Annotated in this window: 6 protein-coding genes and 2 pseudogenes; 6 read left to right on the plus strand and 2 right to left on the minus strand. The window is 63.6% G+C overall.

What is annotated here, in order from left to right:
• Nucleotides 1-93: 93 nt before the first annotated feature.
• The 4 genes from NKH23_RS31580 to NKH23_RS31595 all read left to right on the plus strand — a co-directional run bounded on the left by NKH23_RS31580 (nt 94) and on the right by NKH23_RS31595 (nt 10,564).
• Nucleotides 94-5,805 (plus strand): HAMP domain-containing protein, encoded by a 5,712-nt coding sequence (locus NKH23_RS31580; protein WP_352721555.1) that lies wholly within the window; start codon nt 94-96, stop codon nt 5,803-5,805.
• A 52-nt stretch (nt 5,806-5,857) separates the two neighbouring features.
• Nucleotides 5,858-7,921, plus strand: a complete 2,064-nt coding sequence (locus NKH23_RS31585) for a PAS domain-containing hybrid sensor histidine kinase/response regulator (protein ID WP_352721527.1) — start codon at nt 5,858-5,860, stop codon at nt 7,919-7,921.
• Nucleotides 7,922-7,977: 56 nt separating this feature from the next.
• Nucleotides 7,978-8,865 (plus strand): alpha/beta fold hydrolase, encoded by an 888-nt coding sequence (locus NKH23_RS31590; RefSeq protein WP_352721525.1) that lies wholly within the window; start codon nt 7,978-7,980, stop codon nt 8,863-8,865.
• A gap of 199 nt (nt 8,866-9,064) precedes the next feature.
• On the plus strand, nt 9,065-10,564 hold the full coding sequence (locus NKH23_RS31595; protein WP_353036357.1) for a helicase HerA domain-containing protein: 1,500 nt from the start codon (nt 9,065-9,067) through the stop codon (nt 10,562-10,564).
• 121 nt (nt 10,565-10,685) lie between these two features.
• On the opposite strand, the gene NKH23_RS31600 is transcribed toward NKH23_RS31595, so the two are convergent.
• On the minus strand, nt 10,686-12,272 hold the full coding sequence (locus NKH23_RS31600; protein WP_353036359.1) for a serine hydrolase: 1,587 nt from the start codon (nt 12,270-12,272) through the stop codon (nt 10,686-10,688).
• A 675-nt stretch (nt 12,273-12,947) separates the two neighbouring features.
• Here NKH23_RS31600 and NKH23_RS31605 point away from each other — a divergent pair.
• Together NKH23_RS31605 and NKH23_RS31610 are read left to right on the plus strand one after the other, a co-directional pair.
• A pseudogene (locus tag NKH23_RS31605) lies at nt 12,948-14,090 on the plus strand (ATP-binding protein); the annotation flags it as partial.
• A gap of 498 nt (nt 14,091-14,588) precedes the next feature.
• Nucleotides 14,589-16,307, plus strand: coding sequence for an adenylate/guanylate cyclase domain-containing protein (locus NKH23_RS31610; RefSeq protein ID WP_352721518.1), 1,719 nt, complete (start codon nt 14,589-14,591; stop codon nt 16,305-16,307).
• A 220-nt stretch (nt 16,308-16,527) separates the two neighbouring features.
• Here the strand turns inward: NKH23_RS31610 and NKH23_RS31615 are convergent.
• A pseudogene (locus tag NKH23_RS31615) lies at nt 16,528-16,877 on the minus strand (ABC transporter permease); the annotation flags it as partial.
• Nucleotides 16,878-16,930 lie beyond the last annotated feature (53 nt).

Below are 16,930 nucleotides of genomic sequence, written 5' to 3' on the forward strand. Positions count from 1 at the left end.
ATGCCGCGTTGTTGCGCTTGCGGGGAGTTGTGTCGGGCCGCAGGGGATACCAGGACATTCAAGAAATCCGTGAGCTGGGAGGGCGCTGTGAGCGTGCTTGCATCCACAAGGCAATTGGATCGCCGTCAAATACTGAACGCACTGAAGGCTTTTCGGAGCGGTGATTTCTCCGTTCGCATCGACAATGTCTACGCCGGCCTCGATTCCGAGATCGCCGATACCTTCAACGAAATCGTAGAGCTCAACGATCAGGTCACGCGCGAGTTCGAACGCCTCAGCAAGGTCGTCGGCAAGGATGGCCGGATCGGCGAACGCGGCCGTGTCCGCAACGCCACCGGCAGCTGGGAATCGAGCGTCCGTTCCGTCAACGATCTGATCGAGGACATGGTTCAGCCGACGGCCGAAGTGGCGCGCGTCATCGGCGCGGTCGCCAAGGGCGACCTGTCGCAGACGATGATGGTCGAAATCGACGGCCGGCCGTTGCGCGGCGAATTCCTGCGCATCGGCAAGATCGTCAACACCATGGTCGGGCAACTGGCCTCCTTCGCCTCGGAGGTGACGCGCGTGGCGCGCGAGGTCGGCACCGAAGGCAAGCTCGGCGGCCAGGCGCGCGTGAAGGGTGTGGCCGGGACCTGGAAGGACCTGACCGACAACGTCAACGCGATGGCGACGAACCTGACCGGACAGGTGCGCAACATCGCCGAGGTGACGACCGCCGTCGCTTCCGGCGACCTGTCGAAGAAGATCACCGTCGATGTGAAGGGCGAAATCCTCGAGCTCAAGAACACCATCAATACGATGGTCGACCAGCTGAATTCCTTTGCCTCGGAAGTGACACGCGTTGCGCGCGAGGTCGGTACAGAAGGCAAGCTCGGCGGCCAGGCGCGCGTCGAAGGTGTCGGCGGCACCTGGAAGGACTTGACCGACAACGTGAACCTGATGGCCGAAAACCTGACCGGCCAGGTGCGCAACATCGCCGAGGTGACTACGGCTGTGGCGCTTGGCGACCTGTCGAAGAAGATCACGGTCGACGTCAAGGGCGAGATCCTCGAGCTGAAATCGACGATCAACACCATGGTCGACCAGCTGAACTCCTTTGCCGGCGAAGTGACGCGCGTCGCCCGCGAAGTCGGCACCGAGGGCAAGCTTGGCGGCCAGGCTCAGGTGCGCGGCGTTGCCGGCACCTGGAAGGACTTGACCGACAACGTCAATTCGATGGCCGAGAACCTGACCGGCCAGGTCCGCAACATCGCCGAGGTGACGACCGCCGTCGCTTCCGGCGACTTGTCGAAGAAGATCACCGTCGCCGTGCAAGGCGAAATCCTCGAGCTCAAGGACACCATCAACACGATGGTCGATCAATTGAACTCCTTCGCGTCCGAAGTGACGCGCGTGGCGCGCGAGGTCGGCACCGAAGGCAAGCTCGGCGGCCAGGCCGAGGTGAAGGGGGTCGGCGGCACCTGGAAGGACCTGACCGATAACGTGAACCTGATGGCCGCCAACCTGACCGGCCAGGTGCGCAACATCGCCGAGGTCACCACCGCAGTGGCGCGCGGCGACCTGTCAAAGAAGATCACCGTCGACGTCAAGGGCGAAATCCTGGAGCTCAAGGACACCGTCAACACGATGGTCGACCAGCTGAACTCCTTCGCCTCGGAAGTGACGCGTGTGGCGCGCGAAGTGGGTTCGGAAGGCAAGCTCGGCGGCCAGGCGCATGTCGAGGGCGTCGGCGGCACCTGGAAGGACCTGACCGACAACGTCAACGCCATGGCCGGCAATCTGACCGTGCAATTGCGCGACGTCTCCAAGGTGGCGACGGCAATTGCGACCGGCGACCTGACCCAGAAGATCACGGTCGATGCGCTGGGCGAGATCCTGCAGATCAAGGACGTCATCAACACGATGGTCGACCAGCTGAATTCCTTCGCCTCCGAGGTGACGCGCGTGGCGCGCGAGGTCGGTTCCGACGGCAAGCTCGGCGGCCAGGCACAGGTGCGCGGTGTTGCCGGTACCTGGAAAGACCTGACCGACAACGTCAATGCGATGGCCGCCAACCTGACCGGCCAGGTGCGCAACATCGCCGAGGTGACGACGGCAGTGGCGCTGGGCGACCTGTCGAAGAAGATCACGGTCGATGTGCGCGGCGAGATCCTCGAGCTCAAGGACACCATCAATACGATGGTCGACCAGCTGAATTCCTTTGCCTCCGAAGTGACGCGTGTGGCGCGCGAGGTCGGCACCGAAGGCAAGCTCGGCGGCCAGGCGCAGGTGCGCGGCGTTGCCGGCACCTGGAAGGATCTGACCGACAATGTGAATTCGATGGCCGAGAACCTGACCGGCCAGGTCCGCAACATCGCCGAGGTGACGACGGCTGTGGCGCGCGGCGACCTGTCGAAGAAGATCACCGTCGACGTCAAGGGCGAGATCTTGGAGCTGAAATCGACGATCAACACCATGGTCGACCAGCTGAACTCCTTTGCCGGCGAAGTGACGCGTGTCGCCCGCGAGGTCGGCACCGAGGGCAAGCTCGGCGGCCAGGCGCGGGTCGAGGGCGTCGCCGGTACCTGGAAGGACCTGACCGACAACGTCAACCTGATGGCGACGAACCTGACCAACCAGGTGCGCGGCATCGCCGAGGTCGTGACCGCGGTCGCGCAAGGCAATCTCAAGCGCAAGCTGACGGTCGATGCCAAAGGCGAGATCGCCTCGCTCGCCGACACCATCAACGGCATGATCGAGACGCTGGCGACCTTCGCCGACCAGGTGACCAACGTCGCCCGCGAGGTGGGCATCGAAGGCAAGCTCGGCGGTCAGGCCCGGGTGCCCGGCGCTGCCGGCCTTTGGCGCGACCTGACCGACAACGTCAATCAGCTCGCCGCCAACCTGACCACCCAGGTGCGCGCCATCGCCGAGGTGTCGACTGCGGTGACCAAGGGCGATCTGACCCGCTCGATCAGCGTCCAGGCCTCCGGTGAGGTGGCGGCCCTGAAAGACAACATCAACGAGATGATCCGCAATCTGAAGGACCAGACGCTGAAGAATGCCGAGCAGGACTGGCTGAAGACCAATCTCGCCCGGTTCTCGCGCATGCTGCAGGGCGAGCGCGACCTGGCCACGGTCTCGCGTCTGATCATGTCCGAACTCGCCCCGCTGGTGAATGCGCAATATGGCGTGTTCTACGTGACCAACCGCGACGAGGATGAATTCTATCTGGAGCTCGCCGCCTCCTATGGCGCCGAAAGCAAGGCGGAGATCAAGCAACGCCTCGATCTGCGCGAAGGCCTTGTCGGGCAAAGTGCCGCCGACAAGCGCGCCATCATGCTGGACAATGTGCCGCCGAATTTCCTGCGCGTCACCTCCGGCCTTGGCAATGCCGCGCCGGCGAACGTGATCATTCTTCCGGCTCTGTTCGAAGACGAGGTGAAGGCCGTCATCGAACTCGCCTCGTTCAGCGAATTCCGCGACACGCACCAGTCGTTCCTCAACCAGCTGATGGAATCCGTCGGCATCGTTCTCAACACCATCGCCGCCACCATGCGCACCGAAGGCCTCCTCAAGCAGTCGCAGCTGCTGACGTCGGAGTTGCAGGCGCGTCAGACCGAGCTGACCAAGAAGCAGGAGGAGCTGCACGCCACCAATGAGGAGCTGCAGGAAAAAGCGCAGCTGCTCGAGAACGAAAAGAAGCAGGTGGAGAACAAGAACCTCGAAATCGAGATGGCGCGACGGGCGCTGGAGGAGAAGGCCGAGCAGCTGGCGCTTACCTCGAAATACAAGTCGGAATTCCTCGCCAATATGAGCCACGAACTGCGCACGCCGCTGAACTCGCTGCTCATCCTTTCAAACCTGCTCGCAACCAACCAGCAAGGCAATCTCAACGACAAGCAGGTCGAGTTCGCGCGCACCATCAATTCGGCCGGCACCGATCTTTTGAGCCTCATCAACGACATCCTCGATCTGTCGAAGATCGAATCGGGCACCGTCTCGATCGACATCAACGACATGCCGGTGGTGCATCTTCGCCAGCATATGGAGCGAACCTTCCGGCAGCTGGCGACCGACAAGGGACTTGGCTTCACCATCAATGTCGACCCCGAGCTTCCGGAGACCGTTCGCACCGACGAGAAGCGATTGCAGCAAATTGTGCTCAACCTTTTGTCGAACGCGTTCAAATTCACCTCGCAAGGCGAGGTCCGCTTGAATTTCCGGGCCGAAAAGACGGGCCGTCACAACGGTTCGGCGCAACCGATGGAGGCGCTCGCGATCGTGGTCAGCGATACCGGCATCGGTATTCCGCAGGACAAGCAGAAGCTGATCTTCGAAGCCTTCCAGCAGGCCGACGGCACCACAAGCCGCAAATATGGCGGCACTGGGCTTGGGCTCTCGATCAGCCGGGAGATTGCCCGGCTGCTCGGCGGCGAATTGCGGGTCGAGAGCACGCCGGGCAAGGGTTCGACGTTCACGCTGGTCATTCCATTCGATGGACCCCGGATGGCGTTGGCCCCGCAAGCGGCGCTGCTGCCGGCGATGGAGGTGGCCGCAACGACAGCGCAGCCGAGCCCGCCGTCCTCCGAATTGCTCGATGACCGCGACACGATCTCACCGGAAGATCGGGTCGTGCTGATCGTCGAGGACGACCCGACCTTCGGCGGTCTGCTGCTCGGCCTCGCACGTTCGGCCGGGCTGAAAGGCGTCCTGTCGACCGCGGGCTCCGGCACGCTGGCTTTGGCGCGCAAGCTGGTTCCCGATGCTATCACGCTCGATCTCGGACTGTCGGATATCGACGGCTGGGTGTTGTTCGATCTGCTTCGCCACGACCCGAAAACCAAGGACATTCCCGTCCATGTCATTTCGGGCGCCGAGGATATCGAGGTGCTTGCCCGCAGGGGTGCATCCAGCATTTCAACCAAGCCCGTATCGTCGGACGAACTGATGAAGGTCTTCCAGGACATTCACTCCAGAAAGCTCCGCGTCCAGCGCCGCGTCCTGATTGCCGATACCGATCCCGAGCGCCGCCTTTCGCTGATCGACGCGATCCGCGACGGCGTCACCTCGGTCACCGCGATCGGCCGCGTCGCGGCGAATGCGGACGATATCGGCATCGCCAACTATGATGCCGTTGTGCTCGGCTTTGGCCGCTCGGCCAGGGACAACGCCCAGATGCTGGATGAGATTGCCGTTCTGTTCGGGCAGTCGGTGTCGCTACTGCTGTTCTTTGCGCCTCATCCGGAAGCGCTGCAACAGTCGCTCGCCTTGCATCCGGCATTGGCGGATGTTCCGCGGGCGGAGAATTTCGCTCAGCTGGCTCTCGTGATGTCGGCAACTCTCCCCGGGCGTGGACATGAAAACGATGATGCCACAGCCGAACAGCCGGACAATGTAGTTCTCGCCGGCGCAAAGGTCCTCATCGTCGACGACGACATCCGCAACATCTATTCGCTTACCAGCGTTCTCGAGACCTATGACATCCAGGTGCTGCATGCGGAGCGCGGCCGGGAAGGTATCGCGCTTCTGGAGCAGAGCCCGGACATCGACGCCGCACTGATCGATATCATGATGCCGGAAATGGATGGCTACGAGACGATGCGGCAGATCCGCGGCATGCCGGCGATTGCCCATATCCCGTTGATCTCGGTTACCGCCAAGGCAATGAAGGGCGACCGGCAGAAGTGCCTCGACGCCGGCGCCTCCGACTACATCGCCAAGCCTGTCGACCTCGATCTGCTGCTGGCATTGCTGCGTGTCTGGATCGGCCGCTCGCGATCCCGTGTCCATGGTCCGGAAAAGACGCTCATGGCAGTGAACTGACGGCCGCTCGATGCAGAAACTGTCGAGGCACGGAGCAAGAAAGCTGGGGGTCATGGCGCCGGCAGCGGGGCCGGCAAAGGCGCGCATCCTGGCCGTGGATGACGACGAGCGCAATCTGCTGGCGATCGGCGAGGTTCTGGCCCCTATCGGTGATGTCGTCTGCGTGCAGTCGGGCGAAGAGGCGTTGCGCGCTCTGCTGAAGGAGGATTTCGCCGTCATCCTGCTGGATGTGCTGATGCCGCGGCTGGACGGCTACGAGACGGCGGGCTTGATCCGCCAGCGCGAGCAATCCAGGCGAACGCCGATAATTTTTCTCACCGCCATCAACAAGGAAGACGCCCACATGCTGCGCGGCTATGACGCCGGCGCGGTGGATTACGTGTTCAAGCCTTTCGACCCGGCCATGCTGCGTTCCAAGGTCGCCGTGTTCGTCGAGCTTCATGAGAAGACGCTGGAAATCCAGCAAAAGGCGGCTGCCGAGCAAGGGCTGCTGGCCCAGGCACTGCAGGCGCAGAAGGAAAAGCTCGAGGCCGAGCAGGCGCTGCGCAGCGCCCAGGAGCGGCAGCATGCCATTTTGAGCTCTCTTCCGGTCTGCTTCCACGCGCGGGCGGCGGAGCCGCCGTTCGGCGCCAGCTTTGTCACCGAAGGGGTCGAACGCTTGACCGGCTTTCCTGCCGAACGGCTGACCTCCGATCCAGGCTTCGGCCTGAGCCGCGTTCATCCCGACGATCTGCCGAGAGTGAGGCAAGCCCTGCTCGCAGCCAAGGCCACCGGCTCCTACACCTGCGAATTCCGCTGGCAATGCGCCGACGGCAATTACCGGATTTTTCTCGACCAGGGCGTCCTGTCGAACGGCTCCGACAGCCAAAAGCCAGAGATCCTCGGCACATTGCTGGACATTACCGAGCGGCGCGAGCTTGAGAACCAGCTGCTGCAATCGCAGCGCATCGACGCGATCGGCAAGCTTACCGGCGGACTGGCGCATGATTTCAACAATCTGCTTGCCGCAATTCTCAGCGGATTGGGATTGCTCGAGCGCCACGCCGAGTTCGATGGACAGGCCAGGCAGGTTCTGGAACTGACACGCCGGTCGGCAAAACAGGGCGCCGAACTCGTCAACCGCATGCTTGCCTTCTCGCGCCGCCAGACACTGAGGCCGCAGGCCGTGCGCCTTGCCGCGCTCGGCGATACAATGAACGGGTTGGTGGCCCCGGTCCTGGGAGGCCTGATCCGTTTCGATTGGCTTGTCGACGACACTGTGTGGCCGGCGCATGTCGATGCCAGCCAGCTGGAGCTGGCGCTGATGAACCTGGTCTTCAACGCGCGCGATGCCATGCCGTCCGGCGGCACGATAATCGTGGAGGCGCAAAATCGAACGCTAGGCCGTGCAGCCGAGGATATTTCGGCGGGCGACTATGTCGTGGTCACCGTCAAGGACACGGGGTCGGGCATACCGGCCGACATTCTCGCCAAGGTCGTCGAACCGTTCTTCACGACAAAACCGGTCGGCAAAGGCACTGGCCTCGGTCTGAGCACGGTGCATGGCTTCGTCAAGCAATCGGGCGGCACGCTCCGCATTGAAAGCACCGTCGGCAGTGGAACAGCCGTCCAGCTCTGGCTGCCGCGTTCAATCGAGCGCCCGGTCGAAATCGCCGAGACGTCCGATGCCGACGACACCGTCGTGAATGCCGGCGAGGACTATCCATCGGTCCTGCTGATCGACGACAGCAATGTACTGCGGGAACTGACGGCGCAATCGCTTCGCCAACACGGCTTTGCGGTTACCTGCGCCGGGGGTGGCGCGGAAGCGTTGGCGATGATCGAGCGGGCGCCGTACGACTTCGACGTCATCGTCACCGATTTTGCCATGCCGCTCGTCTCGGGCCTGGAGGTCATTCGGTTCGCCCGCAATCTGCGGGCCGATTGGCCGGCGGTGATGATAACCGGATATGCCGACGCCGACGCGATCGCCGACCGGCCCCCCGACGTGCCGCTGCTCGGCAAACCACTGCGCGAAAAGGACCTGATGGAGAGCATTCTTGCGGCGGCTGCGCGCACCGGCTCGCAGAGGGCCAAGCAGGCCCAGCCGGTGAAGAAGCGGACCATTGGAACCTGACGTACAGGTTGTCGTTGGATAGGTCGCTGGCTGCGTTAGGATCGGAGGAAAGACTGATGGCGACAGCGGACTGGCCTCTTCCTGAACGCTTCACCTTTCAAGGGAACTCGATCGCCTGGGGCGCGATGGGCGAGGGCTCACCCGCGGTATTGCTGCATGGCACGCCTTTCTCATCGTCGGCATGGCGTAGAATTGCGCCTTTGCTCGGCCAACAGAGGCGAATCTATTGCTTTGACATGCTCGGCTATGGTCGATCCGACAAACCCGACAGCGACGTGTCCCGTGGCATGCAGAACGAGCTTTTCGCGGCCCTTTACGATCATTGGGGCCTGCGTGACCCCGATATCGTTGCGCATGATCTCGGCGGCTCAACAGCGTTGCGCGGTCATTTGCTCAACGGGCTCGACTACCGGTCGCTGGTGCTGATCGATCCGGTCGCAATCAGCCCGCAAGGCTCACCACTTGTTCAGGCCGCCAAGAAACACGAGACGGTCTTTTCCGGCCTCCCGCACTACATTCACGAAGCGATCCTGCGCGCCTACATCGGCGGCGCCGTAGCGAATGCGCTACGCGAGGAAGAGATGGCGCTTTACCTCGCGCCGTGGCTGGGAGCCGAAGGCCAAAAAGCCTTCTGGCGCCAGGTCGCTCAGATGGATGACAAATACTCGCAAGAGGTCGAGTGGCGATACGGTGAGATTCGTTGCCCCGTTGCCATCCTGTGGGGCGAGGACGACCAGTGGATTCCCATCGCCGACGGTCGCGAGCTCGCGCGCCGCATTTCGAGCGCTTCCTTCCACGTCGTGCCGAACGCGAAGCATCTTATGCAGGAGGACGCGCCGGAAGCGATCGTGGCGACAGTGCTTGGCTTCTGGCGAGACCTGGAGGAGCGGGCAAATGCCCGCAAAAAATCGGCTTCGGCCGCTCGATCTCCACCGCGTCAATGACCGCGTCGGGCGCCTCTATCCGGTAGCCGATGCCATGGACAAGAATCCACTCCTTAGTGGCAGTCTTGAATCGAAACGGTACGTTTCGTATCGTTTACCTGGCAGCATCCAGCCTGTGCGCAACACCGAGCGCCGGCCATGGCGCGCTCGACGGGCTGTGATGCGGTTGATAAGCCCTCTCCGCAAGGAGAGTCGAGATATGACCGTTGCGATCGAGATGGGCCAGACGAGCGCAGGCGCCCCGGCGGCGCTGGATCTTGAGGAACTGCTGGCGACGCGGCTTCTGGTGCAGGGGAATTCGGGCTCCGGCAAATCCCATCTGCTGCGCCGGCTCTTGGAGCAGAGCGCGCCCTGGGTGCAGCAGACCATTATCGACCCCGAGGGCGACTTCGTGACGCTCGGCGACCGTTTCGGCCATCTGGTGATCGATGCCGAGGAGCATACCGCGCGCGGCCTGCAGAGCGCCGGCGAGCGGGCGCGCATCCACCGCGTCTCCACGGTGCTCAATCTCGAAGGGCTCGACGCCGAGAACCAGATGCGGCGCGCCGCCGCCTTTCTCGGCGGGCTGTTCGAGGTCGCCCGCGACCACTGGTACCCGATGCTGGTGGTGGTCGACGAGGCGCAACTGTTCGCGCCGGCGGTTGCCGGTGAGGTTTCGGACGAGGCGCGCAAGCTCTCGCTCGGCGCCATGACCAATCTGATGTGCCGTGGCCGCAAACGCGGGCTTGCCGGTATCATCGCCACCCAGCGGCTGGCCAAGCTCGCCAAGAACGTCGCCGCCGAGGCTTCCAATTTCCTCATGGGCCGGACCTTTCTTGATATCGACATGGCGCGCGCCGCCGACCTACTCGGCATGGAGCGGCGCCAGGCTGAGGCTTTCCGCGACCTCGAGCGCGGGCAATTCATGGCGCTCGGCCCGGCGCTGTCGCGCCGTCCGCTCGGCTTGCGCATCGGCCCGACCGATACGAGTCCGCGCAACGCGACCCCGCGCCTGATGCCGCTGCCGGAAGCGGCACTGGAGGATGCTCGCGCCATCATCCTGGCGGCGCCGCCGCCGGAAACCGTCCGGCCGCAGCGCCGCTCGTCGCCGGACCTGCTCGATCAGCTGATGGCGGCAAAATCGGCGGCGCTGGAAATCCGCCCCGAACCGGCGGAGCCGCCGATCAGCGCTGAGGATCTGGCGGAGCGGCGCGAGCGCGTCGACCGGGTGCTGCGCGCCGTGCTGGCGCAACCCGATGCCGGCTTCCGTGTCATCGGCGTGCTCTATCAGGAGTTCGTGGTCCGCTGCCGCATCGAGGGCCTCGCCTCGGTCGTGCCGGACCTGCCGGAGTTCCGCCGCATGCTGACGCGCGCCCGCGCCGGCCTCGGCTCCGACATGGCCGGCGGTGACGCATGGCAGGACGTCTCGGCGCGCGCCTCGCTGCTGCCCGAGGATATGCAGGGCGTGTTCATGATGATCGCCCGCGCGGCGAAGGAAGGCTGGCCCTGCCCGAGCGACGCGGCGATCGCCCGCGCCTACGGCTCGCACTCGCTACGCCGCGCCCGGCGCCTGCTGACTTACATCGAGGAGCAGGGGCTGATCGTGTGTCAGCTCGACGGGGTTGGCCGGCGGACGGTGACGCTGGTGGAGCTGGCCTGGGCGACGGCGCCGGGGGATCCCAATGCCGAGGAGGCGGAGCAGGGGAGGCTGGCGGGGTGATGGCTGCTGCGGTTTAAGCGAAAGCTGACGTCGCTCAACATCACCAAAGCGCCAAGAGCGCTCATTGCCGAACCACTACTCAGACGTCGCGTTTTGAGCTGAGCACCCGACGCCTCCACCCCTACCTCTGAAAATGCCCCAACCCGTTCTCATTCAGATAGTCCACCGTCATCACCCGCGCGTGAATGCTGCCGGGGGAACCGACGAACGTCACCGATGACAGCGAGCCGATCGGCGCGTTCTCGCCGCGGGGGGTGAGGGCATAGGTGTCGCCGTCCCAGTGTTCGAGCGTGAATCGCATGGGCTTGGGGCCGAGTTCGAGCACCAGCTTTTCGCCATCAGCCAGCACGTTGGCGGTGTCGAAATAGTTGCTCGTATATTCGCCGGCGTAGAAGGATGGACTGCGCGCCTTGGCGGGGTTCGTCGGCTTGTCCTTGCCGGCGAGGTCGCCCACTGGCTTGTAGTAGCCCATGAACCGCGGCTTGATGTAGGGATACCAGTCGCGGGTCACCTGGCCATATTGCACGATGTCCATAAAGCTGGCGGCGACCACCTCGGCGGCGCCGACGGGGGAGCCGTTGGTGAGCACGACGATACCGACATCGGCCGAGGGCAAGACCTGGAAGGTGGTGCCGGCGCCGAGCAGGAAGGCGCCGGAATGGCCCATGGTTGTGCGGCCATTGGCGTTCACCCCCACATTGAAGCCATAGCCATAGGAGCTGGCCCGCGTATCGGGCGTCTCGCCGCGGTAGGTCACGATCTGCGGTGTGATGGCCGGCTGCAGGATCTTCGGGTCGATCATGGGCTGGCCGTTATACGCGCCGTCGGCAAGCAGCAGGATCATCCACTTGGCAAGATCCTGGGCGCTGGAGGAGACGCCGCCCGCCGGCGCCTGCTGGTCGGGATCGCGGTCGTAGAGCGGCTTGAAGACATTGTCCGCGACGCGCGCATGCAACAGGGCGCGGTCGTTGCCGGCGGCAATGAAGTCCTTGTGCAGGTAGCTGCTCGAACGCATGCCTAGTGGATCGAACAGCAGGCTCTTGGCCAGCGGCTCCCAAGGCTGTTTCTCGGCATGGGCCACCGCCTCGGCGCCGATCGTCGTGCCGAAGTTGGCGTAGTGATAGGAGATGCGGAAGAGATCGAGCGGCACCATCCATAGGCTGCCGACGATCTGCTTGCGTTGGAAGCCGAGATCCTCGAGCTCGTCGCCCGCCGCCATCGGCAAGCCCGAGCGATGGGCGAAGAAATCGCCGATGGTGGCGTTGCCCGAGACATAGTCGAGATTGAGGCGGAAGCCATCCCAGATCTTGCCGACCGGGGTATCCCAGTCGAAGCTGTGGTCCTTCGTCATGGCGATGGCGGCCACCGTGGCCGAGATCGACTTCGACACCGAGGCGACCTGGAAGATGGTGGTGCTGCTGACCTTAGAGGTGTCGTCCCGGTTGTCGCGAAGGCCATAGCCTTCGTCAAAGATCATCTTGCCGCCATGCACCACCGCCACGGCGAAGCCGGGAACGTTGGATGCGTCCGCGACTTTCTTGACGATGTCCGGCAGGGCGGCCACCGCCTTCTCGACGCCGTCGGGATACAGCTGCATAGCATCCTGCGGCGGCGATGGCCCAAGCTCCGGCACGTTGGACTGCGCGGCTGCCATGGCGGGCAGCATGGTAACGAGAGAAAGTACCAGGAGAGCAGCGACTTTCTTCATTGCATGTCCTCAAACTTGCACCGATGATCGGACCATACGCGGCAAGATGAAAGATGGTTACGGCTATTTTCTACCGATATGTTTAAGTTCCAAAGATCAGACAGAGACGGCGGCTGCGCGTCATGTGATTTCGGGACCTGGTGAAGTATCCGCGTTACCTACGCGGGCGGCAATTGGACGGCGGGAGAACGTCAACATTCCAAGCCCGGGCGGCATCCAATCAGGAGTTGTTCGCCAACGGGCTGGCGGCCAACCAGAAAGTCATCGAAAGCCAATTACATGGCCCATCGCGAGGTCTACGGCCTGCTGCATGGGGTCCTGATGGTCAAGGGGCCGGGACGCTTCGTCTTGACCGATCTTGCTTGCGGCAAGTGGGCCGAAAGCTGCCCTTCCGCTTTCGGGACGAACGCCTGATTCAGATCCAAACTATTGCACCAAGCCACTCCCGCCCTGCTGCTACTTCTTGCTTAATCAGAGATCTGACCGTGCCCGCATAAGGTTTTGTGCGTTGTCCCATTGCCACGATGAGTTCTAGATTCTCCTTGTAGCTGAGGCGGGCAAAGTTAGCCGCTTTCACCTCGCCCTCGGCCTCCGCAGTATTAAGCCGTCGATACCAAGCTTCGCAGCGCTCGACCAATTGTACAAGTTGTGCACAGATTTGAGAACGTGCTCGCACTAGGCGGGATGATTGAGGTCGCCCGCGACCACTGGTACCCGATGCTGGTGGTGGTCGACGAGGCGCAGCTGTTCGCGCCGGCGGTTGCCGGCGAGGTTTCAGACGAGGCGCGCAAGCTCTCGCTCGGCGCCATGACCAATTTGATGTGCCGTGGCCGCAAACGCGGGCTTGCCGGTATCATCGCCACCCAGCGGCTGGCCAAGCTTGCCAAGAACGTCGCCGCCGAGGCTTCCAATTTCCTCATGGGCCGGACCTTCCTCGACATCGACATGGCGCGCGCCGCCGACCTTCTCGGCATGGAGCGGCGCCAGGCGGAGGCTTTTCGCGACCTCGAGCGCGGGCAATTCATGGCGCTGGGCCCGGCGCTGTCGCGCCGTCCGCTCGGCTTGCGCATCGGCCCGACCGATACGAGTCCGCGCAACGCGACCCCGCGCCTGATGCCGCTGCCGGAAGCGGCACTGGAGGATGCTCGCGCCATCATCCTGGCGGCGCCGCCGCCGGAAACCGTCCGGCCGCAGCGCCGCTCGTCGCCGGACCTGCTCGATCAGCTGATGGCGGCAAAATCGGCGGCGCTGGAAATCCGCCCCGAACCGGCGGAGCCGCCGATCAGCGCTGAGGATCTGGCGGAGCGGCGCGAGCGCGTCGACCGGGTGCTGCGCGCCGTGCTGGCGCAACCCGATGCCGGCTTCCGTGTCATCGGCGTGCTCTATCAGGAGTTCGTGGTCCGCTGCCGCATCGAGGGCCTCGCCTCGGTCGTGCCGGACCTGCCGGAGTTCCGCCGCATGCTGACCCGCGCCCGCGCCGGCCTCGGCTCCGACATGGCCGGTGACGACGCCTGGCAAAGACGTTTCGGCGCGCGCTTCGCTGCTGCCCGAGGATATGCAGGGCGTGTTCATGATGATCGCCCGCGCCCCCAAGGAAGGTTGGCCCTGCCCGAGCGACGCGGCGATCGCCCGCGCCTATGGCTCGCACTCGCTACGCCGCGCCCGGCGCCTGCTGACCTATATCGAGGAGAGGGGCTGATCGTGTGCCAGCTCGACGGGGTCGGACGGCGGACGGTGACGCTTGTGGAACTGGCCTGGGCGACGGCGCCGGGCGATCCCGGTGCCGCGGAGGCGGAGCAGGGGAGTTTGGCTGTGTGATGGGGGCGGGGCGGTTTGGGCGAAAGCTGACGTCGCTCAAGATCAGCAAAGCGCCAAGAGCGGTCATCGCCGAACCACTACTCAGATGTCGCGTTTGGGCCGACATCGGAAGATCCGCTTTCGGGATGATTGGGCTAAAGAGCCGACCTTCGTGTCTTAGTGCGGACCGCTTTGCGCCGTATCGCGACCTCCGCGAACGCCGTTGGGACTGTCATGTATCGACCCCTTTTCAGGCCTTCAAACGAGCACGGCCTAAGGGAAACGTTTGAGCCAAAGGGGTCACAGTCCGGTCGCGAGGCAACTGCCGCGAACAAACGGCGGGATAGGTGGGACTCGCTCGTCAGGGGCGCCGCGGCAGGTGAGCCAAGGCGTCGCGCGAGCCATAGTCTCAAGAGGCGTGATCTGTGGTATAGAGGCCGGTGAGGGCACGCCGGAAGCGCCGGCCCTACTTGCCTCTGGCGTGCGGCCTGCGTGTCGCGAACCTTCACTGAGGCTCACATGGAGCGGAAGCTCGCTGCCATCCTTGCCATCGATGTCGTCGGATACTCGGCGCTCATGGAGGCGGATGAGGCCGGCACCTTCGACCGGCTAAAACGTGGCCGCAAAGAGCTGTTCGAGCCGGAGATCGCGACGCGACATGGGCGAATCTTCAAGCTAATGGGGGACGGCCTGCTGGCGGAGTTCGGCAGCGTCGTGGATGCGGTCGAATGCGCGGTCACGCTTCAGCGCGGAATGGCAGAGCGTAACGCGAGCGTCGCCGAAGACCAGCGCTTCGAAGTCCGGATCGGAATCAACCTTGGAGAAGTGATCGTCGAAGGGGACGATCGCTATGGCGAGGGCGTGAACGTGGCGTCGCGCCTCCAACAACTCGCCGAGCCCGGTGGCATCTGCGTTTCAGAGAAGGTGTCCAAGGAGGTCAGGCAGAAGTTGGCGTTTGCGTTCGAGCCCATGGGCGAGCAGCGGGTAAAGAATATAGCCGAGCCGATATACTGCTATCGTGTGAACCTGCAGCTTCCGAGAGCCGCTCCGGCCGGCCGACTGACATCGCTGGAATTGCCCGACAGGCCCTCGATCGCGGTCTTGCCTTTTACCAACATGAGCAACGATCCGGAGCAGGAAACCTTTGTCGACGGCTTGACCGAAGACCTGATCACCGATCTCTCTCGCTGCGCTGGCCTCTTCGTAATCGCGCGCAACTCGACCTTTGCCTACAAGGGACGGCCGGTCGATGTGCGTTTGGCCGCGCGTGATCTTGGGGTGCGCTATGTGGTTGAAGGCAGCGCCCGGCGCGCCGCGGGGCGCGTGCGCATCAATGCGCAGCTGATCGACGCGGTCGGCGGCGATCATATCTGGGCCGAGCGCTACGACAGCAGCCTCGAGGATATCTTTGCAGTGCAGGACGAGGTCACGGCCAAGATCGTCGAAGCCCTTGTCGGCCGATTGGCCGGACAGCCGGCGCGCAAACGGCCGACGAGTCTCGAAGCCTATGACCTCTGCGTCCGAGCCCGCGGCGTCAGTTTTCAGACCGGGTTAGGCGCGCGGGAAGCGCGCATGCTCCTGGAAAAGGCGATCGGACTCGATCCCGACTATGCCGAAGCACATAGCTTGCTGGCCCTCAATCTTTGGCTCGGCTGGCTGTTCTGGAACGAGCCGAAGGAAACCAACCAGCCTCGCGCGCTCGCGGAAGCGCAGCGGGCAGTGGCGCTCGACCCTAACGATGCCGGGAACCGCTGGTTGCTGGGCATCATACTTGGTCACGAACGGCGCTTCCGGGAATCGGATGCCGAGTTCGAGGCGACCTTCAAGCTCGATCCCAATCATGCCGATGCCTGGGCGATGCGCTCGGATCTCATCACCTTAAGGGGCGACGCGGTCAAGGGCGTCGAATTCGTGAAGCGGGCGTTGCGGCTCAATCCGCACCCTCCAGGGTGGTACTATTGGATGGCGGGCCAAGCCTATTATGCGCTCGGCGACTATCAATCTGCGGTCGATGCCTTACGCAAGCCGGAAACCTACCGCACCACGTCGCGGCGCATCCTAGCGGCAGCCCTCGCGCAGCTCGGGCGCCTTGACGAAGCCCGTCAAGAGGCGGAATTCTTCCTGATGAGCGATCCCTATTTCAGCATCAGGCACTGGGCAACATCGCAGCCATTCGACGACGAAGAAGTGCTCCAGCGCTTCGTCGAAGGTTACCGCAAGGCTGGCCTTCCCGACTAAGGAGCGCATCGCTTTGGATCGCCGACTTGCTCTCGTCAGGACATACGCTCGTCTTTTGGCTATGAGGGCGATGCCAGTGGGTTCCATCGATCAATGACCGTTGATAGCGCAAAGCTGCCTTAGCGATGTCCGCTCTTGGTGAATCGACGGGACCGTAGGAATGACTGCCGTGCGGCGCAAGCTGTCATGCACGGCTCCGTTTGCGAGAGTCTGCTTCGGGTCAAAAGCAGCTGCTCGCGTCAGCCCCCTGCCGATCCTCAATAATCCGCAAATAAGCCGCCGTGACAAACAGCATGATCAGCCCAAACAAAATCCGCCGCGCTCCTTCCGGCATCTGCAGGATGGTCAGCAGCGTCGTCAGCACGGTGAGGATCAGCGCCCCAATGATGGTGCCGGTGTAGCCGCCGCGGCCACCGAAGGCAGCACCAGCGGTTCGACGAGCGACAGCGCCTTGATCAGGCGATGTAGAGCAGTGCCGGCGAGTACGCTCGAGATGACGTAGAGTGCCGTGATCACCCGCCAGTAGCGGACGCCGGACAGGCGCGTTGCCCATTCGTAGTCGCCGACGGCCGCCCGCGACGCTGGCCGTCGCATCCAATGCTCAGGCGGCGCCCGGCTTTGTT

Origin of the sequence: Mesorhizobium sp. M1328 (genome assembly GCF_040318075.1) — a bacterium.
Classification (GTDB): Bacteria; Pseudomonadota; Alphaproteobacteria; order Rhizobiales; family Rhizobiaceae; genus Mesorhizobium.